The sequence below is a fragment of the Pantoea sp. JZ29 genome (genome assembly GCF_035190385.1).
Lineage (GTDB): Bacteria > Pseudomonadota > Gammaproteobacteria > Enterobacterales > Enterobacteriaceae > Pantoea > Pantoea stewartii.
Genome location: NZ_CP045241.1, coordinates 3519193 through 3542674 on the forward strand (window position 1 = coordinate 3519193; position 23482 = coordinate 3542674).

General features: G+C 53.7%; 19 protein-coding genes. 2 read left to right on the forward strand and 17 right to left on the reverse strand.

Annotated features, from left to right (window positions below; all coding sequences use genetic code 11):
• Positions 1-83 precede the first annotated feature (83 nt).
• The 17 genes from accA to rpsB all read right to left on the reverse strand — a co-directional run bounded on the left by accA (position 84) and on the right by rpsB (position 19639).
• Positions 84-1040: an acetyl-CoA carboxylase carboxyl transferase subunit alpha gene (accA, locus tag GC090_RS16450; RefSeq protein ID WP_033740317.1), complete on the reverse strand. Its 957-nt coding sequence runs from the start codon at positions 1038-1040 to the stop codon at positions 84-86.
• A gap of 12 nt (positions 1041-1052) precedes the next feature.
• The gene (dnaE, locus tag GC090_RS16455; protein WP_033740316.1) at positions 1053-4535 is read right to left on the reverse strand and encodes a DNA polymerase III subunit alpha; all 3483 of its coding nucleotides are present in this window, start codon (positions 4533-4535) and stop codon (positions 1053-1055) included.
• Between the two features lie 28 nt (positions 4536-4563).
• Entirely contained in the window at positions 4564-5190 is a 627-nt protein-coding gene (gene rnhB / locus GC090_RS16460) for a ribonuclease HII (protein WP_033740315.1), read from the reverse strand.
• Positions 5183-6331 carry a lipid-A-disaccharide synthase gene (lpxB, locus tag GC090_RS16465; RefSeq protein WP_324020424.1) on the reverse strand — a complete coding sequence of 383 codons (1149 nt, stop codon included), beginning with the start codon at positions 6329-6331 and terminating at the stop codon, positions 5183-5185. Before lpxB ends, rnhB begins: the two co-directional genes overlap by 8 nt.
• Positions 6332-6334: 3 nt before the next feature.
• Positions 6335-7123 carry an acyl-ACP--UDP-N-acetylglucosamine O-acyltransferase gene (gene lpxA, locus GC090_RS16470; RefSeq protein WP_006117770.1) on the reverse strand — a complete coding sequence of 263 codons (789 nt, stop codon included), beginning with the start codon at positions 7121-7123 and terminating at the stop codon, positions 6335-6337.
• A 3-nt stretch (positions 7124-7126) separates the two neighbouring features.
• Positions 7127-7582 carry a 3-hydroxyacyl-ACP dehydratase FabZ gene (gene fabZ, locus GC090_RS16475; RefSeq protein ID WP_006117769.1) on the reverse strand — a complete coding sequence of 152 codons (456 nt, stop codon included), beginning with the start codon at positions 7580-7582 and terminating at the stop codon, positions 7127-7129.
• Between the two features lie 151 nt (positions 7583-7733).
• Positions 7734-8759, reverse strand: coding sequence for a UDP-3-O-(3-hydroxymyristoyl)glucosamine N-acyltransferase (gene lpxD, locus GC090_RS16480; RefSeq protein ID WP_033740314.1), 1026 nt, complete (start codon positions 8757-8759; stop codon positions 7734-7736).
• 3 nt (positions 8760-8762) lie between these two features.
• Entirely contained in the window at positions 8763-9308 is a 546-nt protein-coding gene (locus tag GC090_RS16485; protein WP_191091151.1) for an OmpH family outer membrane protein, read from the reverse strand.
• Between the two features lie 51 nt (positions 9309-9359).
• Entirely contained in the window at positions 9360-11771 is a 2412-nt protein-coding gene (gene bamA / locus GC090_RS16490; protein WP_033740313.1) for an outer membrane protein assembly factor BamA, read from the reverse strand.
• Between the two features lie 51 nt (positions 11772-11822).
• On the reverse strand, positions 11823-13172 hold the full coding sequence (gene rseP, locus GC090_RS16495) for a sigma E protease regulator RseP (RefSeq protein WP_033740312.1): 1350 nt from the start codon (positions 13170-13172) through the stop codon (positions 11823-11825).
• A 12-nt stretch (positions 13173-13184) separates the two neighbouring features.
• The gene (gene cdsA / locus GC090_RS16500; RefSeq protein ID WP_324020430.1) at positions 13185-14042 is read right to left on the reverse strand and encodes a phosphatidate cytidylyltransferase; all 858 of its coding nucleotides are present in this window, start codon (positions 14040-14042) and stop codon (positions 13185-13187) included.
• A gap of 18 nt (positions 14043-14060) precedes the next feature.
• On the reverse strand, positions 14061-14813 hold the full coding sequence (ispU, locus tag GC090_RS16505; protein WP_006117763.1) for a (2E,6E)-farnesyl-diphosphate-specific ditrans,polycis-undecaprenyl-diphosphate synthase: 753 nt from the start codon (positions 14811-14813) through the stop codon (positions 14061-14063).
• Between the two features lie 177 nt (positions 14814-14990).
• Positions 14991-16187 carry a 1-deoxy-D-xylulose-5-phosphate reductoisomerase gene (ispC, locus tag GC090_RS16510; protein ID WP_006117762.1) on the reverse strand — a complete coding sequence of 399 codons (1197 nt, stop codon included), beginning with the start codon at positions 16185-16187 and terminating at the stop codon, positions 14991-14993.
• Positions 16188-16297: 110 nt separating this feature from the next.
• Positions 16298-16855 (reverse strand): ribosome recycling factor, encoded by a 558-nt coding sequence (frr, locus tag GC090_RS16515; RefSeq protein WP_006117761.1) that lies wholly within the window; start codon positions 16853-16855, stop codon positions 16298-16300.
• 143 nt (positions 16856-16998) lie between these two features.
• On the reverse strand, positions 16999-17724 hold the full coding sequence (gene pyrH, locus GC090_RS16520; protein ID WP_006117760.1) for a UMP kinase: 726 nt from the start codon (positions 17722-17724) through the stop codon (positions 16999-17001).
• A gap of 154 nt (positions 17725-17878) precedes the next feature.
• Positions 17879-18730, reverse strand: coding sequence for a translation elongation factor Ts (gene tsf, locus GC090_RS16525; protein ID WP_006117759.1), 852 nt, complete (start codon positions 18728-18730; stop codon positions 17879-17881).
• Between the two features lie 183 nt (positions 18731-18913).
• A complete protein-coding gene (gene rpsB, locus GC090_RS16530) occupies positions 18914-19639 on the reverse strand; it encodes a 30S ribosomal protein S2 (protein ID WP_006117758.1) in 726 nt (241 codons plus the stop codon).
• A gap of 316 nt (positions 19640-19955) precedes the next feature.
• Here rpsB and map point away from each other — a divergent pair, with 316 nt between their 5' ends.
• Together map and glnD are read left to right on the forward strand one after the other, a co-directional pair.
• Positions 19956-20750 carry a type I methionyl aminopeptidase gene (gene map / locus GC090_RS16535; RefSeq protein WP_324020432.1) on the forward strand — a complete coding sequence of 265 codons (795 nt, stop codon included), beginning with the start codon at positions 19956-19958 and terminating at the stop codon, positions 20748-20750.
• A gap of 65 nt (positions 20751-20815) precedes the next feature.
• Positions 20816-23464, forward strand: a complete 2649-nt coding sequence (glnD, locus tag GC090_RS16540) for a bifunctional uridylyltransferase/uridylyl-removing protein GlnD (protein WP_039338672.1) — start codon at positions 20816-20818, stop codon at positions 23462-23464.
• Positions 23465-23482: the final 18 nt, after the last annotated feature.

The window sequence follows — 23482 nt, forward strand, 5'->3', positions numbered from 1 at the left end:
AGCGAATTACGCCACGAAACCGCAGTCAGATTCGTGGCATAAAAAAAGCGGACCGGAGTCCGCTTTTACGTCACAGCACTGAATCAGGCGTAGCCATAACTCATCAGACGCTGATAACGGCGATCTAATAATTCTTCGGTGCTTAACCCTTCCAGGTCAGCCAGATCGGCCAGCAGTTGCTGTTTTAGCGTCTGCGCCATTTCTACCGGATGGCGATGCGCGCCGCCCAGTGGCTCAGGGATGACCGAATCAATCAGCTTAAGCTCTTTCAGACGCGGCGCGGTAATGCCCATCGCTTCTGCGGCCAGCGGCGCTTTATCGGCGCTTTTCCACAGAATAGAGGCACAGCCTTCCGGTGAAATGACCGAATAGGTGCTGTACTGCAGCATGTTCACTTTGTCGCCCACGCCGATAGCCAGTGCGCCACCCGAACCGCCCTCACCGATAACGGTACAGATAACCGGTACTTTCAGGCCTGACATTTCGCGCAGGTTGCGTGCGATAGCTTCAGACTGACCGCGCTCTTCCGCGCCCACGCCCGGATACGCACCCGGCGTGTCGATAAAGGTGATGATAGGCATCTTAAAGCGTTCGGCCATTTCCATCAGGCGCAACGCTTTGCGATAGCCTTCCGGTGCCGGCATACCAAAATTACGGCGAATCTTCTCTTTGGTTTCGCGCCCTTTCTGGTGACCGATGATCATCACAGGACGGCCGTCGAGGCGGGCAATCCCGCCGACAATCGCTTTGTCATCCGCATAAGCGCGGTCACCCGCAAGCTCATCGAAATCGTCAAACGCATTGCGCACATAATCAAAGGTATAAGGACGTAATGGATGTCGCGCCAGTTGGGCGATTTGCCATGCGCCCAAATCGGCGAAGATTTTACGTGTCAGCTCAACGCTTTTCTCGCGCAGACGCTTAACTTCTTCGTCGAGATTGACGTGTTTATCGTCCTGACGACCAATCGAGGTAAGCGAATCAATTTTTGCTTCCAGTTCTGCGATTGGCTGTTCAAAATCCAGGTAATTAAGACTCATAATGTTCCTGTTTTAGTCAAACTCCAGTTCTACCTGCTCCGATCCAATTAACGACCGCAAATCGTTGAGTAAACGATCGCTGGGCGATATTCGCCACGCTGCACCAAAGCGTAGCTTCGCTCGCGCGTCGGCTCTCTGATAGTAGAGATGCACCGGAATTGTCCCTGAACGATGAGGCTCAAGGGACTGACGGAGTCGGTTTAATAGCTGGTCATCAATTTGCCTGTCTGTCAGCGAGATAGCAAGTCCGCGCGCGTATTTTTCACGCGCTTCATCTATGTCCATGACTTCACGGGCGGTCATTTTAAGGCCACCACTAAAGTCATCAAAGCTGACCTGTCCGCTGACGATCAGGATACGGTCTTTCTCCAGCAGTTGCTGGTATTTATCTAACGCATCGGTAAATAACATGACTTCAAGACGGCCAGAGCGGTCGTCCAGTGTACAAATACCAATTCGGTTGCCGCGTTTGGTCACCATTACACGCGCAGCAATCACCAGGCCTGCCGCGACGGTAATCTTACCACGATCGGTCGGATGCATATCTTTCAAACGCATCCCACCCACGTAACGCTCAATTTCTTTCAGATACTGGTTAATCGGGTGGCCGGTCAGATACAAACCCAGGGTTTCCCGTTCACCGTCCAGTTGCACCTGTTCCGGCCATGGCGTGACGCTGGCGTAAGACTGTTCGACCTGCTCAGGCTCATCGGCCAGCACGCCAAACATGTCGGCCTGACCGATCGCTTCCGCTTTAGCATGCTGATCTGCCGCTTTCAGCGCATCGTTCAGTGCGCTCATCAGGGCGGCACGATGTGGGCCCAGACGATCAAAGGCGCCGGACATGATCAACTTTTCCATCACGCGGCGATTGATCTTTTTGGTATCCGTTCGCGCGCAGAGATCGAACAGTTCGCGGAAGTAACCGCCTTCGTTACGCGCATCGATGATCGCTTCGATCGGCCCTTCCCCCACACCTTTGATGGCGCCGATACCGTAAACGATCTCGCCCTCATCATTAACGTGGAACTGATACAGACCTGAGTTAATGTCCGGCGGCAGGACTTTCAGGCCCATGCGCCAGCATTCATCTACCAGACCCACCACTTTTTCTGTGTTGTCCATATCCGCCGTCATCACAGCCGCCATGAATTCCGCTGGATAGTGCGCTTTCAGCCATAAGGTCTGATAAGACACCAGCGCGTAAGCGGCGGAGTGCGACTTGTTGAAGCCATAACCCGCGAATTTCTCCACCAGATCGAAGATTTTCATCGACAGTTCTCCATCGATGCCCATCTTCTCCGCGCCCTCTTTAAAAACAGAGCGCTGTTTGGCCATCTCTTCAGGCTTCTTCTTACCCATGGCGCGACGCAGCATGTCCGCCCCGCCCAGCGTGTAGCCGGACAGGACCTGGGCAATCTGCATGACCTGTTCCTGGTAGAGGATAATACCGTAGGTCGGCTCCAGTACCGGCTTCAGGCTTTCGTGTTGCCACTGAATATCCGGGTAAGAAATGGCTTCCCGACCGTGCTTACGGTCAATGAAGTTATCAACCATGCCCGACTGTAAGGGCCCCGGACGGAACAGGGCCACAAGCGCGATCATATCTTCAAAACAGTCAGGCTTCAGGCGCTTAATCAGATCTTTCATGCCGCGCGATTCAAGCTGGAAAACCGCGGTGGTTTCCGCGCGCTGCAGCATGTCGAAGCTCTTTTTGTCTTCAAGCGGAATGGTTGCGATATCGATCGGCGGTAAGCCCTGCTTTTCGCGGCGCGGGTTAATCATTTTCAGCGCCCAGTCAATGATGGTGAGCGTTCGCAGCCCCAGGAAGTCAAACTTCACCAGGCCCGCATATTCCACATCATTTTTATCGAACTGGGTTACCGGATACTGACCGTTTTCATCACAATACAGCGGTGCAAAATCGGTGATCTTCGTTGGCGCGATCACCACGCCACCCGCATGTTTACCGGCGTTTCGGGTTACCCCTTCCAGCTTCCGCGCCATATCGATAAGCGCTTTAACCTCTTCATCCGCCTCATAAATTTCAGGCAGCTGCGGTTCCGCGGCAAAGGCTTTGTCCAGCGTCATGCCCGGATCGGGCGGCACCAGTTTTGAAATACGATCGACAAAACCATAGGGATGGCCCAGCACGCGACCCACGTCACGAATGACCGCCTTGGCCGCCATCGTACCGAAGGTAATAATCTGGGATACCGCTTCGCGGCCGTACATATCGGCCACGTGTTCAATCACCTGGTCACGTTTTTCCATACAGAAATCGACGTCGAAATCGGGCATGGAAACGCGTTCAGGGTTAAGAAAACGTTCGAACAGCAGGTCGAACTCAAGGGGATCGAGATCGGTAATTTTGAGCGCATAGGCCACCAGCGAACCGGCCCCCGAACCGCGTCCCGGCCCTACCGGTACGCCGTTATCTTTCGACCACTGTATAAACTCCATTACGATCAGGAAGTAGCCGGGGAATCCCATCTGGTTGATTACGTTCAGTTCAACGTCCAGACGTTCATCGTATTCCGGCCGTTTTTCCGCCCGCACGGCTTCATCCGGGAACAGCATCGCCAGACGTTCTTCCAGCCCCTCACGGGATTTCATTACCAGGAAATCCTCGGTGGTCATGTCGCCCGTCGGGAACTGCGGCAGAAAGTACTCACCCAGTCTGACGGTGACGTTACAACGCTTAGCAATCTCTACGCTGTTTTCGAGCGCTTCAGGGATGTCTGCGAACAACTCGCACATCTCGTCTTCGCTGCGCATATATTGCTGAGGACTGTAATTACGGGGCCGTTTAGGATCGTCCAGCGTATAACCATCATGAATGGCGACGCGAATTTCATGCGCATCAAAGTCCTCTTCATTCAGGAAGCAGACCTCGTTCGTGGCCACAACCGGGATGCCTTCGGCAATCGCCAGCTCAACGGCGGCGTGCAGATAGGTCTCTTCGTCGGGTCGTCCGGTACGTACCAGTTCCAGGTAATAGCGATCGGCAAAATGTTGCTGATAAAATGCCAGGCACTCTGAAACCAGTGCGCTGTTACCGCGCAGCAGACTGCGCCCCACATCTCCACGACGGCCACCTGACAACAGGATCAGACCTTCCTGTAATTCAGCCAGCCAGTCACGATCGATTATCGGACCGGCCACACCGTAACCGCGTTGATACGCGCGGGAAATAAGTAACGTGAGGTTTTGATAGCCGGTGTTGTTGGCCGCCAGCACCGTAATCTGGGTCAGTTCATCCCCCATCAGCTCACTGGCAACGTTAAAATCCGCCCCGATAATCGGTTTGATCCCCGCCCCATGCGCACCACCGTAAAATTTCACCAGACCACACAGGTTGGTGAAGTCGGTAATCGCCATGGCTGGCATGCCTAACGCAGCCGCTTTCTTAATCAGCGGGCCGGTTTTCGCCAGGCCGTCGATCATGGAATAGTCGCTGTGAACATGCAGATGTATAAAACGGGGTTCGGCCATATCAGTTTCCGGTTAAAACAGGGTCGGATTAGCGCAGCGTGGAGGCGCTGCTCGCCAGCACTTCGGCATCGATGAGCGCATTACGCACCGGCGCAAAGCTGCGGCGGTGATGTGGTGTTGCGCCATACTGCGTTAACTTTTCCATATGTAACGCCGTAGGATAACCTTTATGTTGCGCAAAACCATACTGCGGAAACAACAAATCCAGCTCTGCCATTTCACGATCGCGCGTGACTTTGGCGATGATCGAGGCCGCACTGATTTCAGCAACCAGGCTGTCGCCTTTTACTACGGCCAGTGATGGCACAGGCAAGGCCGGACAGCGATTGCCGTCAATCAGCACATAATCAGGCGTGATCGCCAGGCCGGCCACCGCGCGCTGCATCGCCAGCATCGTGGCATGCAGAATATTCAGGCTGTCGATCTCTTCCGGTTCGGCACGGCCCAGACTCCAGGCCAGCGCATGCTCTTTAATCTGATCAAACAGCGCCAGGCGACGTTTCTCTGAGAGCTTTTTCGAATCGGCCAGGCCCGGAATGGGTTTCGCCGGATCGAGAATTACCGCCGCAGTCACCACCGCACCAACCAGCGGGCCGCGCCCCACTTCATCCACACCGGCAATCAGTCGGGCGTTGGGATAGATAAAATCAGCCATTGGCGAGCTCCAGTACCGCATTTGCGGCTTGTTCGTCCGCATTCCAGCGAATCTGCTGGTGCAGTTCGTGGAAGGTCTGCAATAACGTTTCGCGTTCATGACTGGCATGTAACAGCGGATCCAGCGCAGCAGCCAGCGCTTCAGGTTGGCACTCATCCTGCAGCAGCTCTTTGACCAGCTCTCGCCCGGCCAGCAGGTTAGGCAACGAAACGTAGTCGGTTTTGACCAGGCGTTTTGCCAGCCAGAAGGTAAACGGCTTCATGCGGTAGCCCACGACCATGGGGCATTTCGCCAGCATGCATTCAAGCGCCGCGGTGCCGGACGCCAGCAGCGCAGCATCACTGGCCACCATTGCTTCACGGCCCTGCCCGTCCAGCAGATGCACGGGCAGCTCCGGCGCAACCTGCGCTTTGATTTGCTCAAACTGCTCGCGGCGCTTCGGGTTAACCAGCGGTACCACAATTTCCAGCGCCGGATAGCGCTTACGCAGTATCTGCGCCGTTTTAAGAAAGTCAGCACTCAGCATGTCAACTTCGGCACCGCGACTGCCGGGCAATAACGCCAGACACTGGGCATTGTCGTCAATGCCCAGATGGCGACGGGCGGCGGCTTTGTCGGGCTGTAGCGGCATAGCATCCGCCATGGTGTGGCCGATAAAACGGCACGGAACACCGAAACGATCGTAAAAGGCTTTTTCAAACGGCAGAAATGCCAGCACCAGATCGGTGTTGCGACCGATTTTGAACACCCGTTTTTGCCGCCAGGCCCAGACAGAGGGACTGACGTAATGAATCGTGCGAATGCCTGCGCGCTTAAGATTACCTTCCAGCGTGATATTGAAATCCGGTGCGTCAATACCGACAAACACATCGGGTTTCAGCGAGATAAAGCGCTGTGTCAGATCGCGACGAATAGCCAGCAAGCGGCGCAATCGTCCCAGCACTTCCACAATGCCCATCACCGCCAGTTCTTCCATTTCGTACCAGGCTTCACAGCCTTCGGCCTGCATCAATGGGCCTGCGACGCCAACAAACCGGGCATCAGGATGACGCGTTTTTAAGGCACGAATCAGGCCTGCACCAAGGATGTCGCCAGAGGTTTCTCCGGCGACGACGGCTATCGTAAGGGGACGCGCTGACATGAATTAGCGAATTAATCCACGAGTTGAACGGGCAAAAAAGTCATAGAAAGGCTGCACTTCACTGTGTTGCTGAGCAATCGCTTCGATTTCTGGCTTAACCTCATCCAGCGTTCTGCCGCTGCGGTAAAGCAACTTATAGGCATTACGAATCGCGTGCAGTGACTCTTTGCTGAAGCCGCGACGTTTCAGGCCTTCAATATTGATTCCGAATGGCGTCGCGTGATTCCCCTGTGCAATAACATAGGGCGGCACATCCTGAGCAACGCCTGAACACCCGCCAACCATCACATGCGCGCCAATGGTGCACCACTGGTGCACAGCGGTCATACCGCCAATGATGGCGAAATCATCCACCGTGACATGGCCGCCCAGCGTGGCGTTGTTGGCCATGATGCAGCGGTTGCCGATCACACAGTCATGGGCGATGTGGACGTTAACCATCAGCAGGTTGTCGCTGCCGACAACCGTGACATTCGTGCCCTGCGTCGTGCCGCGATGAATGGTGACGCTTTCACGGATTCGGTTACGATCGCCAATCTCAACCCGGGTAGGTTCGCCCGCGTATTTTAAATCCTGATTCACTTCACCAATGGAGGCGAACTGATAGATCTGATTGTCTTTACCGATACGTGTATGGCCATTCACCACAACGTGTGACTTGAGTACGGTTCCTTCACCAATTTCAACATTCGCCCCGATAAAGCAGAACGGGCCGATATGAACGCCAGGGCCGATGATGGCCCCGTCTTCAATGACAGAACTGGGATGGATGTTGGCGGTTGGATCAATCACGAATTATGCCTCCCGGCTACGGGCACACATCATGGTCGCTTCACAAACGATTTTACCGTCCACGGTCGCTACGCCGTTAAAGCGCGTCAGACCACGGCGGGTTTTCTCGAAAGTCACTTCCATAATCATTTGATCGCCCGGTACGACCGGACGCTTGAAACGGGCATTATCAATGCCTGCAAAATAATAGAGCTCGCCTGGCTCCAGTTTACCCACGCTTTTGAATGCCAGAATACCGGTGGCCTGCGCCATCGCTTCCAGAATCAGAACGCCGGGAAAAATCGGTTTACCAGGGAAATGCCCCTGGAAAAACGGTTCGTTAAAGGAGACGTTCTTTACCGCGCGCAGATATTTGTTTTCTTCAAAATCCAGCACGCGGTCTACCAGCAGAAACGGATAACGGTGCGGCAGCAGCTCTAAAATCTCTTCAATTTGCAGAGTATGAGTTTCAGTAGTCAAAATACTCTTCCTGTCCTAAAAATCTGATGACATCAATAACACGGCCTGCACCGATCATCATGATCGTTGGCAGGCCGCAAATAGTTTCCGTGGCGCCTGGCTTCCCTGCTTACACTGTTATTATGAAAGCCGGTCAGTCATGGGATGGCGTTTAGTCGTCTTTGCCGACTTTGCGCTCGATTGCTTTTAAGCGTTTGCTCATGTCGTCGATATTCATCACCAACGCTGCAGTTTTGCGCCAGGTTTTGTTGGGCTGTAATGGAATTCCTGAGGAGTATACACCAGGTTCTGTTATCGGACGCATAACCATGCCCATACCGGTTACGGTTACTTTGTCACAGATTTCCATATGGCCGTTGATGACGCTGGCACCGCCAATCATACAATAACGACCAATTTTTAAACTACCCGCCATGATCACACCGCCAGCAACCGCAGTATTGTCGCCAATCACTACGTTGTGGGCAATCTGACATTGGTTATCTATGATAACACCATTGCCGATCAGAGTGTTATCCAGCGCACCACGATCAATGGTCGTACAGGCACCAATTTCTACCCGATCGCCAATAATCACCGAGCCCAACTGCGGTATTTTCACCCAGTTACCCCGATCGTTCGCGTAGCCGAAGCCATCAGAACCGATGACGGTGCCGGACTGAATCAGGCAATGCTGACCAATGACTACTTCATGGTAAACCGAGACGTTAGCCCACAAACGCGTACCGCTGCCGATACGGGTTTTTTTACCCACAAAACAGCCTGCGCCAATGACAACGTTATCACCGAGCTCAACGTCAGATTCAATAACCGCATTGGCCCCGACAGAGACATTGGCACCGAGTCTCGCGCTGGGATCAATCACAGCACTTGGCGCAATATCCTGCGCGGGCTGTGGCGTAGTGTCGAGCAGCTGCGCCATTCTCGCATAGGTGAGATAAGGATTTTTCACCACCAGCGCGGCGGTTTTACACCATTCCAGATCCGCTTCCGTCAGCACCACGGCTGATGCCTGGACCAGCGCGAGCTGCTCGCGGTAGCGGCTGTTGGCAAGAAATGTGATTTGACCAGTTGTGGCGGATTGCATAGAAGCAATGCCGGAGATGGCGATATCGCCATCTCCGTGCAATTCTGCATCCAACTGCTGGGCTAAATCAGCCAGTCGAATTGATGACATCGATTATTTAACCTGCTTCGCAACTTCATCAGTGATGTCTTTCACATCAGAACCAGAATAAAGCACAGCCTGAGAATTCAGGACCAGGTCATATCCGCCGCTTTTGGCAACTGACTGAACGGCAGTCTGGATTTTTTCCAGCAGCTTGTTACGTTCCTGAACCTGACGAGTCTGGTTGTCTTTCTCAAACGCGTCTGCTTTCGCCTGGAAGGCATTGCGCTCAGATTCGATCTGCTTCTCTTTCTTGTTGCGCTCGCTCGCCTTCATGGTCGGCGCATTGCGCTGCAGATCCTGCATTTCCTGCTGAATTTTGTCGTGCTGAGAACGGAGTTCAGTGGCGCGGCCCTGGAACTCACTCTCAAGCTGTTTGGAGATAGCAGCGCGCTGAGGTGATTTCTGGAAAACCTGGCTCAGATCAACAGTTGCGACTTTATCGGCCGCCTGTGCGCCAGCAGAAGCAGCCAATGCAACACCCAGAGTAACTGCACATAACAACTTTTTCACTATAAACTCCTTACCCTCAACATGTATGTTTGCAGTGCGGAGCATAACAATGCTCCACAGCTGCAAGCTATTTTTTTCACATCCCTGTACAGAACGTTACCAGGTTTTACCAATGTTAAACTGGAACTGCTCTGACTTATCTCCATCCACTTTCTTAACCGGCTGGGCGTAGGAGAACACTAACGGCCCCAGCGGCGACATCCACTGTAAAGACACACCGGTCGAGACGCGAATGTTGTTTGGATCGCTGTAGTCAGGAATACCGGCAGCGCGCGTTTCAGCGGTGTTCTGCCATTTGGTATCCCAGACGGTACCGGCGTCGACAAACAGCGATGTACGCACCGAGTTCGAATATTTCTCACTCAGGAACGGCGTGGGCGTAATCAACTCAAGGCTGGCAATCGCCATCGCGTTACCGCCCACCGCATCACTCGATTTACAGATACCGTTAGGATCGCTCAGGTTACAGTACGATGAGCCATCATTCAGGTAGGCCGCTTTCGGACCGATGGTGTTGGACTGGAAGCCACGCACAGTACTGGAACCACCGGCGTAGAAGTTCTCATAGAACGGCATCTCTTTGCCGCCCAGCCCGTCACCATAGCCGACACGGCCACGGCCCAGCACAACCCAGGTGTGATCTTTATTGATCGGCACATACTGTTGGCTGTCCAGGGTGACTTTGTAGAATTCATTATCCGAACCCGGGATCGTCACCTTACCGTTCAGGTTGGTACGGTTACCCGAGGTCGCGAAGAAACCGCGGTCCAGCGTGTTATACGTCCAGCCATAGTTAAAGGTGAAGTCGTCAGCCGAGAAATCGCCATTGCGGTTTAACTGCTGTGGCTTACCAACCGAGTCCAGATAGCGCCACATCGCAACCTGAGGACGCATATCCGACAGGTCGTTGTGTACATAACCCAGACCGACGCGCAGCGAGTTGTTCTCATTGATTGGGAAGCCCAATGTCCCGTCTGTACCGTAACTTCTGTTGGTATAGCCGGAGAGATCGGCGTCGCTGGCCTTAAAGTTGTTGTAGAACACCCGGCCGCCCAGACTCACACCATCAACGGTAAAGTAAGGATCGGTCAGGGAGAACTCTGCATAGGTCTGGTAGTCGTTTTTGGTTCCGCTGATACCGACGGTATTCCCGGTACCCAGCCAGTTATCCTGGGTCACGCCGACCTGGAAGCTGACGCCACTTTCCGTACCGTAGCCGACGCCGAAGTTAAAGGTACCGGTGTTACGCTCTTTAACTTTGTAAACCACGTCAACCTGATCCGGTGAGCCCGGTACACGCTGCGTATCCACGTCAACGGTTTCGAAGTAACCTGTACGATTCAGGCGCTCTTTACCCTGATCGACCAGATCGCTGCCCAGCCAGGCCCCTTCCATCTGGCGCATTTCGCGACGCAGTACGGCATCTTTCGAGGTATCGTTACCTTCAAAGCGCACTTTACGCACGTAGTAGCGGTTGCCCGCATCCACGTTGATATGCAACTTAACGGTTTTATCGGCATCGTTAATTTCAGGCTGCGTCACGACGCGCGGATAGGCATAACCGTAGCGGCCTAACAGCTTCTTGATATCATCTTCCATCGACGTGACTTTTGCGCCGTTATACAGCTCGCCCGCCGGGATTTTGGTCAGGTGTTCGATTTCCGCCGAATGGCCGGCCATGCTGCCGTTAACAATAACGCCGGCAATCTTGTACTGATCGCCTTCGGTGATGTTAACGGTGATGTAGATGCCTTTTTTATCCGGCGTCAGGCTCACCTGCGTCGAATCAATATTGAAACGGGCATAACCGCGATCCAGATAGAAGCTGCGCAGGGTTTCAAGGTCACCCGCCAGTTTCTGTTTCTGGTATTTACGGTCAGCCACCACGTTCCACCACGGCACTTCGTCACGCAGTTGGAAACGGGAAATGAGTTCGTCTGAACTGAAGGCTTTATTACCTACAATGTTGATCTGCTGAATTTTGGCAGAAACACCTTCGGTAAAGACCAGTTTCAGATCGACGCGGTTACGCGGCAGCGGTGTGACAACGGCTTTTACGCTGGCGGTATATTTACCCACGCTGTAGTAGAAGTCTTCCAGTCCCTTCTCGATTGAAGAGATTGTGGTGCGGTCCAGCGCTTCGCCGACGCGCACACCTGAGGCTTCAAGGTTCTGTTTGAGCTGATCGTCCTTAACCGCTTTGTTACCGCTGAAGGTAATGCTGGCGATGGTAGGACGTTCTTTAACCTGAACAATCAGCGTATTACCATCTCGCAGGACCTGAACATCCTCAAAGTTGCCAGTCGCGAACAGGGAGCGAATGGTATTTCTGACGTCATCGTCATTCACCGTATCGCCAACCCGAACTGGCATGCTCAGCAGAGCCGCGCCGACGGCGACTCGCTGCAGCCCTTCGAAATGAATGTCCTTCACCACGAAATCGTCTGCACCGTAAACGGTGGCGCTGCTAAACAGCAGCGACGCTATGAGCAACTTTTTCATCGCCATCGTTATTATGCGTTTTCCTAACACATCCCACGCAAGCTCGCGTTCCAGCGGTTACAGGCGTGAGAAATCATTGAAAAGTGCAAGCCCCATTAACATCACCAGCAGTATTGAGCCGATGCGATAACTAAAGTCTTGAACTCGATCGGACACCGGTCCCCCTTTGATCTTTTCGATCGCCAGGAAGAGCAAGTGCCCACCATCTAAAACCGGCAGCGGGAACAGATTGATGATTCCTAAGTTGACGCTAATCAACGCCAGGAACATCAGGTAGTAAATCATTCCGTACTCGGCTGACAAACCTGCACCTTGCGCAATCGAGATTGGGCCGCTCAGGTTGTTCAACTTCACATCACCGGTTATTAACTTGCCCAACATGGAGACGGTCAGTTTCATCAGTTGCCAGGTTTTTACACTGGCCTCACCAATGGCCGGGAACGCGCCATATTGTCTTACCGTTTTGTACTCGTCTGGCAGAGGAACAACTCGCGGAATGACGCCCGCAAACCCTTCCGCTTTATTTCCAGGTTTCGCTTCCGGCGTCAGGGTCAACTTCACCGCTTCACCGTTGCGATCGACCTCAAGGGCCATACTTTTTCCGGGGTTATCCCGAACCTGAGTCGCAAAAAGCTGCCATTGCGTTAATAACTGACCATCGACTTTAACGATCCTGTCGCCCGCTTGCAAACCGGCTTCACTGGCGGGTGAATTCTTTTGCACTTCAGCCAGTGTCGTTTCGATCTGTGGACCGCGAGGACGTATCCCCAGCGCCACCACCGGATCCTGCTTATCAGGCTCAAACTGCCAGTTCCGCAAATCAACGTGCTTTTGCTGCGTCCCTTGTTCGCCAAAGCGACCCACTGTCAGCGTCGTGCTGCTGTCACCGATTTTACCGACCAGCGCCATGCGCACAGCTTCCCAGTCAGGCGTTTCGATACCGTCGACGGCCTTAAGTTCCGTTCCGGGTGTAATTTGCGCTTCCGCCGCTACCGAACCGTTCAGAATTTCACCAACCACAGGTTTCACACCCGGCACGCCATGAATGAAGACGACCCAGTAGGCAAAGATGGCGAACAGGAAATTGGCGACAGGACCAGCAGCGATAATGGAGGCGCGCTGCCAGATGGCTTTATTGTTAAACGCCTGGTGCCGGAGTTCCGCAGGGACGCTTTCGACCCGCTCATCCAACATTTTGACGTAACCGCCAAGTGGAATGAGGGCAAGAACAAATTCGGTCCCATGGCGGTCACGGCGTTGCCATAACGCTTTACCAAAACCGATTGAAAAACGTTCGACTCTGACCCCGCAGCGCCGCGCCACCCAAAAATGGCCAAATTCATGCACCGTAATTAATATGCCCAGTGCAATGATGAATGCGGCAAAACTCCAGATTACGCTTAACATCGTCGTTTGCCCTTAGAGTTTCTGAAACACCAACAGTAACAGGCAGGCAAAGACCGGTACGGCTGCTGTCAGGCTGTCAATGCGGTCGAGGATGCCGCCATGTCCCGGGATCAGGTTACCGCTGTCTTTGATACCGGCTTCACGTTTAAACATGCTTTCCGTGAGATCGCCCAGGACTGATGCGAGCGTCGACATCACCGCACACATGACCAGCGTGCCCGTCGGGATGGTCAGCGGCGCAAAGCTGGCAAACAGCACAGCAATAAGCGCGGAAGAGACCAGTCCGCCCAAAAATCCTTCCCAGGTTTTACCGGGTGACACTTTGGGGGCCAGCTTATGCCTGCCAAACAGCTTACCGAACATATAGGCACCTGAATCGGCCCCCCAGACCAGAAACATGACAAATAACAGCCACCATGCACCGGCAAAATGATCAGATTCGTAGTGATACTGGCGGAGCGCCATCATGCCCCAGAAGAAAGGAATAATGGTTAAGACACCGAACAGCAGGCGGAGAAGCCGGGAATGACGCCAGAGTGTCGCAGAGGCCGGATAAAAAAGAACCAACAGCAGCGCGCCCGTCCACCAGGCCAGCGAAGCCCACAGCCAGCCTGTAACCTGCGGCAGATAGGCGTTATGTTCGTAAGGGGGAAGGGTAAGGAGCATAAGCGTCAGCACAAGGCCACAGATCACGGCCAGCCAGATACGTTGCTGACGCGATGCCATACCGGACAGCTGCCCCCATTCCCAGGCGGCAAGCATGCAGATGATAATCGTAACAATTGCAAAGCCAACAGGCGGTAACCAGAACAATGCAGCGATCACCAGCGGAATAAGGATCAGCGCGGTGATCAGACGAGACTTCAGCAAAGGTTACCCCCAGATTGCTCAGGCGCCGCCTGGTGCAGCGCCGCCAAAGCGTCGCTCCCGCAGAGAGAATGCATTCAGTGCACCTTCAAAAACGTGTTCATCAAAATCCGGCCAGAGCACATCAGTAAAATAGAATTCCGCATAGGCAATCTGCCACAACAGGAAGTTGCTAATCCGATGCTCTCCCCCGGTCCTTATCACTAAATCCACTGGCGCCAGCTGGTTCATACACAGCTGCGACGTCAGACTCTCTTCGGTTATCTGATCAGGGCGTAACAAGCCTTCCTGTACCTGTTCAGCCAACTTTTTAACACCTTCGATGATATCCCAACGTCCGCCGTAGTTAGCGGCGATGTTTAACGTCAGGCGATCGTTATTTTCCGTCAGCGCCTCGGCCCGACGGACACGTTCCTGAATACGCGGGCTGAATCGACTGATATCGCCAATAATGCGTAAGCGGACATTGTGTTTATGCAGGCTCTTCACTTCGCTATCCAGCGCCCAGACAAACAGTTCCATTAAGGCTGTCACTTCCTGCGCAGGACGGCTCCAGTTTTCGCTGCTAAAGGCGTAAAGCGTTAACGCTTCCAGATTATTATTGACAGCAAAGCTAACGGCGCGGCGTACTGATTTCACGCCCGCTTTATGGCCGGAAATACGCAGTTTTCCCTGGTTTTTAGCCCAGCGGCCATTGCCATCCATGATGATAGCGACGTGGCGCGGACCGGTACCCTGTTGGTCATCGGTGTTGTTGTGATTTTCAGACGACATAACGCGTAATCAATTCCTTTCATCAGAAATGCTGTGGTTTCTGAATACATTGCGCCCGGTACAAATCCCGACATTGCCTGCCGGGCCACACCGAATTCGGTGACAGACCGTTAAACGCGAGCCAGCGACTATAACATTTTCACCCGAAGCGAACAAATAGCCTCAGCGTAATCGTTATTACGACGTGAAATGGGACAACATTTCTGTTGCCGCCGCGCGTGCGCTTCGGTCAATGTCAATGACCGCATCCACGGAGTCCGGCTCCTGACAGTGATGCGCCGACAGCACTGCGCTGTTCAACGCGGCAATATCCGTAAAACGGATCTGCTTATCCAGGAAAGCCGCCACGGCAATCTCATTGGCCGCATTGAGCGTGGTGGTCGCTGCCTGTCCGGCTTCGCAGGCATCAATCGCGAGTTTGAGACAGGGGTAACGACCAAAATCAGGTGCCGAGAAGGTCAGTGCCGACATGCGGGTAAAGTCCAGCGGTGTGACCCCAGCCTCAATACGTGCGGGCCAGGCCATACTGTGGGCGATTGGTGTCCGCATGTCAGGCGAACCTAACTGGGCCAGCACGCTGCCATCGCAATACCGCACCATGGAGTGGATCACCGATTGTGGGTGCAAAATCACTTCCATCTGCGCTGCGCTGGCATTAAACAGCCAGCGCGCTTCAATGTATTCAAGACCTTTATTCATCATGGTGGCCGAATCAACAGAGATTTTACGCCCCATTGTCCAGTTCGGATGTGCACAAGCCTGATCTGGCGACATATTGCTCAGATCCGCTAAATTTGTGTCACGAAAAGGGCCACCCGATCCCGTAAGAATAATCGACTCAATGCCGTTATTCTGCAGGTCAGCGTAACCTAACTGATGCTGGATGGAAGCGGGCAAACTCTGAAAAATGGCATTGTGCTCGCTATCGACCGGCAACAACTGCGCGTTATGTTGACGTACCGCCTCCATAAATAAACGGCCGCAGGTGACCAGCGATTCTTTGTTCGCCAGCAAGACCGTTTTGCCGGCGCGAATGGCGGCCAGCGTGGGTAATAACCCCGATGCACCCACAATTGCGGCCATCACCTGGTCAACCTCATCCAGCGCGGCCAGTTCACAGGCTGCCTGAACGCCGGAGAGCACTTCAGTCCTGATCTTCAATGCTCTCAGTCGCTCACGTAGCGCGGCGGCAGCGTCTTCATCTGCCATGGCGGCGTAGCGCGGTTGAAACTGTGCACACTGTTCTGCCATCAGGGCTACATTTTTGCCCGCCACCAGCGCCGTGACCTGGTAAAGCGCCGGATTGGCTTTAACAACGGCCAGCGTGCTGGTGCCGATTGATCCGGTCGAACCCAGCAGAGTTAATCGCTTCATAATGCTGTCCCTGTATCGGTAAAAGCGTGGGGCACAACGTAAAACGCCGCCAGAGATGGCATTCAGTCAGAAGGCCTCCCTGTACGGCGTTTTCGTCGGCGAAGATGGAATTAGAAATCCATCAGCTCCGTTTCTTTTTCGGCCAATGCTGCATCGACTTTCTTGATGTGCGCATCGGTCATTTTCTGGATTTCATCCTGCGCGCGACGTTCGTCGTCTTCGCTGATCTCTTTATCTTTCAGCAGCGCTTTGATCTTATCGTTGGCATCGCGACGGACGTTACGTACCGACACACGGCCCTGCTCGGCTTCGCCGCGCACGATTTTAATCAGGTCTTTACGACGTTCTTCGGTCAGTGCAGGCAGCGGAACACGAATGTCCGAACCGGCAGAGCTGGGATTCAGCCCAAGATCAGACGCCATAATCGCTTTTTCAACGGCCGGGCCGAGAGAGCGATCAAACACGTTGATTTTCAGCGTGCGGGAATCTTCAACAGTGACGGAAGCCAGCTGACGCAGTGGCGTCGGCGTGCCGTAATATTCAACGATGATGCCGTCGAGCAGTGAAGGTGAAGCACGACCTGTGCGCACCTTGCTGATAGTGGTTTTGAATGCTTCCACGCATTTATCCATGCGCGTATCAGCATCTTTTTTAATGTCGTTAATCACGTTAAAACCCTTGGATTCGGTTTGACCTGGCCAGTTCCGGCATTACCGGAAGCGGGATCGATAAGCATCGATAATCCTGAATGGCGTGCGGCAATACCGCGCCGCACTGACAGAATATACCCTATTTTATCTCGCCTCGGGTATTAATGCGTAATCAGGGTGCCTTCTTTTTCACCCATCACTACGCGACGCAATGCGCCAGGCTTGTTCATGTTGAAAACGCGGATAGGCAGTTTGTGATCGCGCGCCAGCGTAAACGCGGCGAGATCCATCACTTTTAGCTCTTGATCCAGCACTTCCGCATAGGTCAGTTTTTCGTACAGTGTTGCATCGGGGTGCTTCACGGGGTCCGCAGAATAAACGCCGTCAACTTTGGTGGCTTTCAACACCACATCGGCTTCGATTTCGATACCGCGCAGACAGGCGGCAGAATCCGTCGTAAAGAAGGGGTTACCGGTACCTGCGGAGAAGATGACAACGCGGTTATTGCGCAACAGGCTGATGGCTTCTGCCCAGCTGTAGTTGTCGCACACGCCGTTCAGGGGAATCGCCGACATCAGACGGGCGTTAACATAGGCACGATGCAGCGCATCACGCATTGCCAGGCCATTCATTACGGTGGCCAGCATCCCCATGTGGTCGCCGACAACGCGGTTCATGCCCGCCTGTGCCAGCCCCGCTCCACGGAACAGGTTGCCCCCGCCAATCACAACGCCCACCTGGATACCCAGTTCGACCAGCTCTTTAACTTCCTGAGCCATGCGGTCAAGCACACTCGCGTCGATACCAAAACCTTCTGCACCTTGCAGTGCTTCACCGCTGAGTTTTAGCAGGATACGTTGATAAACAGGTTTTGCGTTGGTCGCCATGGTCAGTTCTTCCTGGAAGATATGATGAGTGAGAAGTAATTCCGATCAATCATCCGCTTACAGCAAAAGAATTGCTATTGGGATGAAACTGAAAACGTATCTTTTGCCTGTGGCAGACAAAAAAGAACCGCCATCTGGCGGTTCTTTCAGATCATTAAGACTGTTTGGACATCGCTGCAACTTCAGCAGCAAAATCAGTCTCAACTTTCTCGATGCCTTCGCCCACTTCGAAGCGGATGAAGTTGATCACGTCAGCGCCCTGCTCTTTCAGCGCCTGGCCAACGGTTTTGGCTGGATCGATAACGAATGCCTGACCGGTCAGAGAAACTTCACCGGTGAATTTCTTCATGCGGCCTTCAACCATTTTCTCTGCGATTTCTTTTGGCTTGCCAGACTGCATCGCGATATCCAGCTGAACCTGGTACTCTTTCTCAACCACTTCGGCAGAAACGTCTTCTGGCTTAACAAACTCAGGCTTGCTTGCCGCAACGTGCATCGCGATCTGTTTGATCAGATCTTCGTTAGCGCCTTTCGCTGAAACCAGAACGCCGATACGTGCGCCGTGCAGGTAGCTGCCCAGCTCTTCGCCTTCCAGCACTGCAACGCGACGAATGTTGATGTTTTCACCGATTTTGGCAACCAGTGCAACGCGCTCTTCTTCAAACTGTGCTTTCAGCGCTTCAACGTCGGTGATGCGGTTAGCCGCAGCCGCGTCCAGCACTTTGTCAGCAAATGCCTGGAAGCCGCCATCTTTTGCAACGAAGTCAGTCTGGCAGTTTACTTCCAGAATCACACCGTAGTTACCAACGATTTTGGTTTTGATCACGCCGTCAGCAGCAACGTTACCTGCTTTTTTCGCTGCTTTGATTGCGCCAGACTTACGCATGTTTTCAATCGCCAGCTCGATGTCGCCGCTCGCTTCAGTCAGCGCTTTTTTGCAGTCCATCATGCCTGCGCCAGTACGCTCACGCAGTTCTTTTACCAGTGCAGCGGTAATTTCAGCCATTCCAGAATCCTCGGTTCGTACCTGAGCACGGGTGCATCAACAGGTACTTATTTGCGGAAAATTTACTCTGTCCCGCCGACCTGAACAGGGGCGTTACAGACTTGGATAAAATAAAGGGGCCATGTTTGGCCCCTTACAGATCACATCTGAATGCTAAGGGCTCTTCTACAGAGCAAACCTTAATTAAGCGTTTTCTAAAGACGCTTCTTCAGCCTGCTCAGCCAGATCCTGAGAACGGCCTTCGCGAACGGTAGTCGCAACGGCAGTCAGGTACAGGTTGATAGCACGGATCGCATCGTCGTTACCTGGGATAACGTAATCAACGCCATCCGGATCAGAGTTAGTATCAACGATAGCAAATACTGGGATGCCCAGGTTGTTTGCTTCTTTGATTGCGATGTGTTCGTGGTCAGCATCGACAACAAACAGTGCATCCGGCAAACCGCCCATGTCTTTGATACCGCCCAGGCTGTTTTCCAGCTTGGCCAGCTCACGAGCGCGCATCAGCGCTTCTTTCTTGGTCAGTTTGTCGAAAGTGCCGTCCTGAGACTGGGTCTCAAGCTCTTTCAGACGTTTGATAGACTGACGAACGGTTTTCCAGTTAGTCAGCATACCACCCAACCAGCGGTGGTTTACGAAGAACTGGTCGCAGCTCAGTGCAGACTCTTTTACCGCTTCGGCAGCAGCGCGCTTGGTACCAACGAACAGAATCTTACCTTTACGGGAAGAGATTTTGGTCAACTCAGCCAGAGCTTCGTTGAACATTGGTACGGTTTTCTCAAGGTTGATGATGTGAACTTTGTTACGCGCACCGAAAATGAATGGCTTCATTTTTGGGCACCAGTAACGGGTCTGGTGACCGAAGTGAACACCAGCCTTGAGCATATCGCGCATGGAAACAGTTGCCATGATTACTACCTCTAGTTTAATTGGGGTTGGGCCTCCATGTATCCCATACAACCGACCTCTTTCAAGGCACCCCGGCGTATGTGTCGATACATGTGTGTTTTAGTACACATAGTGAGATTATTGCGGTTCCCGTTGACCTTGCAGCCCACAGAGAATCGTCGGCGCGCTTTATACCACAATCAGGCTCTGGACGCCAATAATTGTTCGCTTATGGCGCGCGATGCGTTCTCCGTTTGGCAGCCCTTTTGGCTTGCTGTTAACATGACAGCACAGCGTTCATTATTGCTGAAAATTTCAGCAACAGCGGAATAATTTAATGGCAATCTCAATAAAAACTCCTGAAGAAGTCGAAAAAATGCGCGTCGCAGGTCGGCTGGCTGCGGAAGTGCTTGAAATGATCGAACCGCACGTGCAGCCTGGCGTGACGACGGGCGAACTGGATCGCCTTTGTCATGCGCACATTACCGAGAAGCAGCAGGCGGTGTCTGCCTGCCTGGGTTACCACGGTTTCCCTAAATCTGTCTGTATCTCAGTGAATGAAGTGGTTTGCCATGGCATTCCCAGTGACGATCGCCCGTTAAAAGACGGGGATATCGTTAACATTGACGTGACCGTGATTAAAGACGATTACCATGGCGATACGTCCAAAATGTTTATCGTGGGTAAACCCACCATTCAGGGCGAACGTCTGTGCCGCGTGACGCAGGAAAGCCTTTATCTGTCACTGCGTTTAGTTAAGCCGGGCATTCGGCTGCGCGAGCTGGGCCGCGCGATTCAAAAATACGTCGAAGCGAATGACTTCTCTGTCGTGCGGGAATACTGCGGTCACGGCATTGGCAAAGGCTTCCATGAAGAGCCTCAGGTGCTGCATTACGACGCGGATGACGGCGGAGTGGTCCTGCAGGCAGGAATGACCTTTACCGTTGAACCGATGGTGAACGCCGGTGATTACCGCATTCGTACCATGAAAGACGGCTGGACGGTGAAAACCAAAGATCGCAGCTTGTCGGCGCAGTACGAGCATACTATTGTGGTGACGGATAACGGCTGTGAGATTTTAACCCTGCGAAAAGACGACACCCTGCCTGCGGTGTTAGTTAACCAGGAGTAATTCCACCACGAATAAAAAAGCCGGCGCTCTGCCGGTTTTTTTATGGTTAATGATGAGAGCGTTGCATGAGCCTGTCGCAAGAAGTGAAAAACGGCCTGAATGATTCCCCTGGCGAGTGGCAAGACGATACGCTGACACGCGACGTCTTAAAGCAACGTCTGGAGGGCTTCCAGCAGCACCTGGCGGCGGCGTTTGATGCCGGTGAGCCTGTCGAAGATCTGATTCACGCCCGAACGCTGTTTATCGATCGCCTGCTGCGCCGTTTGTGGCGTTTTTTTGGCTTCGACAGCATGAAAGCCATCACGCTTGTCGCCGTCGGCGGTTACGGCCGCGGTGAACTGCATCCCCTTTCCGATATTGATATCTTAATTCTCAGCCGTCAACCGCTGGATGAGCAGGCGGCGCAGAGCGCCAGCGCGCTACTGACGCTGATGTGGGATCTCAAGCTGGAGGTCGGCCACAGTGTACGTAGCCTCGAAGAGTGCCTGCTGGAAGGGCTGTCCGATCTGACCGTGGCGACCAATCTGATTGAAGCCCGAATGCTGACCGGCGATGTCGCGCTGTTTCTGGAATTACAAAAAAATGTCTTCAGCGATGGCTTCTGGCCATCATCCCGCTTTTTTGCCGCCAAAATCGACGAGCAGCAGGAACGCCATACACGTTATCACGGTACCAGCTATAACCTGGAACCGGATATCAAAAGCAGCCCCGGCGGGTTACGTGACATTCATACCTTACAATGGGTTGCCCGTCGCCACTTTGGCGCGACCACGCTGGATGAGATGTCAGGCTTTGGTTTCCTGACGGACGCAGAGCGCAGCGAGCTGAATGAGTGCCAGGCGTTTCTCTGGCGCATTCGCTTTGCCCTGCACCTGTCTCTGCCACGGTACGATAACCGCCTGCTGTTTGACCGCCAGCTCAGCGTTGCCCGGCGCCTGAATTATGAGGGAGAAGGCAACGAACCGGTCGAACGCATGATGAAAGATTTTTACCGCGTCACGCGGCGCATCGGTGAGCTTAACCAGATGCTGTTGCAACTGTTCGATGAGGCCATTCTGGCGCTCTCCACCAATGAAAAACCTTATGCCATTGATGACGATTTCCAGCTGCGCGGTAACCTGATCGATCTGCGTGATGAAACCCTGTTTGATCGGGAACCCCAGGCGATCTTGCGTATGTTCTATGTCATGGTACGCAATGAAAACATCAAAGGGATCTACTCCACTACACTGCGCCGCCTGCGTCATACACGACGTCATCTTGAGCAACCCTTATGCCAGTTGCCTGAAGCGCGTCGCCTGTTTATGTCGATTCTGCGTCATCCCGGTGCGGTCAGTCGCGCGCTGGTACCGATGCATCGCCACAGCGTGCTCTGGGCCTATACGCCGCTCTGGGGCCACATTGTCGGGCAGATGCAGTTTGATTTATTTCATGCTTATACCGTCGATGAGCACACTATCCGGGTGTTGCAGAAACTGGAGAGCTTTGCCAATGAAGCAACGCGCCCGCAACATCCGTTGTGCGTTGAACTCTGGCCTCGCCTGCCACAACAGGAATTACTGTTAATGGCTGCGCTGTTACACGACATCGCGAAAGGGCGTAACGGCGATCACTCCGTGCTGGGTGCGCAGGACGCGCTGGCGTTTGCGGAGATGCACGGTCTTAACTCACGTGAAACCCAGTTAGTGGCCTGGCTGGTTCGTCATCATCTGCTGATGTCAGTTACCGCGCAGCGCCGCGACATTCAGGATCCTACGGTCATTCAACAGTTCGCCGAAGTCATGCAGAACGAGAACCGGCTGCGTTATCTGGTTTGCCTGACCGTTGCCGACATCTGCGCCACTAATGAAAGCTTGTGGAACAGCTGGAAGCAAAGCCTGCTGCGAGAACTGTTCTTTGCCACTGAAAAACAGCTGCGCCGCGGCATGGAGAACAGCCCGGATCTCCGTGAGCGTGTCCGTCATCACCGTTTACAGGCGCTGGCACTGTTGCGCATGGACAACATCGATGAAGCCCGCCTGCACCACATCTGGAACCGGTGCCGTGCCGACTATTTCCTGCGTCATACGCCGAATCAGATCGCCTGGCATGCGCGCCATTTACTGGAACACGATCTGCGTAAACCGTTGGTGCTGGTAAGCCCACAGGCTACACGAGGCGGTACAGAAATTTTTATCTGGAGCCCGGACCGGCCCCACCTGTTTGCCGCCGTGGCCGGTGAGCTGGATCGCCGCAATCTCAGCGTGCATGATGCGCAGATTTTTACCAGCCGCGATGGTATGGCGATGGATACGTTTATCGTGCTGGAGCCGGATGGCAGCCCGCTGGCTCCCGATCGTCATGCGCTGATCATTCAGGCGCTGGAACAGGCGATTACGCAGTCAGACTGGGTGCCGCCACGTACCCGCCGTCAGGCTGCCCGACTCCGCCATTTCAGCGTGGATACCGAAGTAAACTTTCTGCCGACGCATACCGATCGCCGGAGTTATCTGGAACTGGTGGCGCTCGATCAGCCGGGCTTGCTGGCGCGCGTCGGCGAGGTGTTTGCCGATCTCGGCGTATCACTGCATGGCGCGCGCATCAGTACCATTGGAGAACGTGTCGAAGATTTGTTTATTCTGGCCAATAGCGAACGCCGGGCACTGGATGAGGAAATGCGCCAGACCCTGCAACAACGGTTGACAGAGGCCCTTAATCCAAACGATAAAGTGTGACCCGCTTCAATTTGTGAA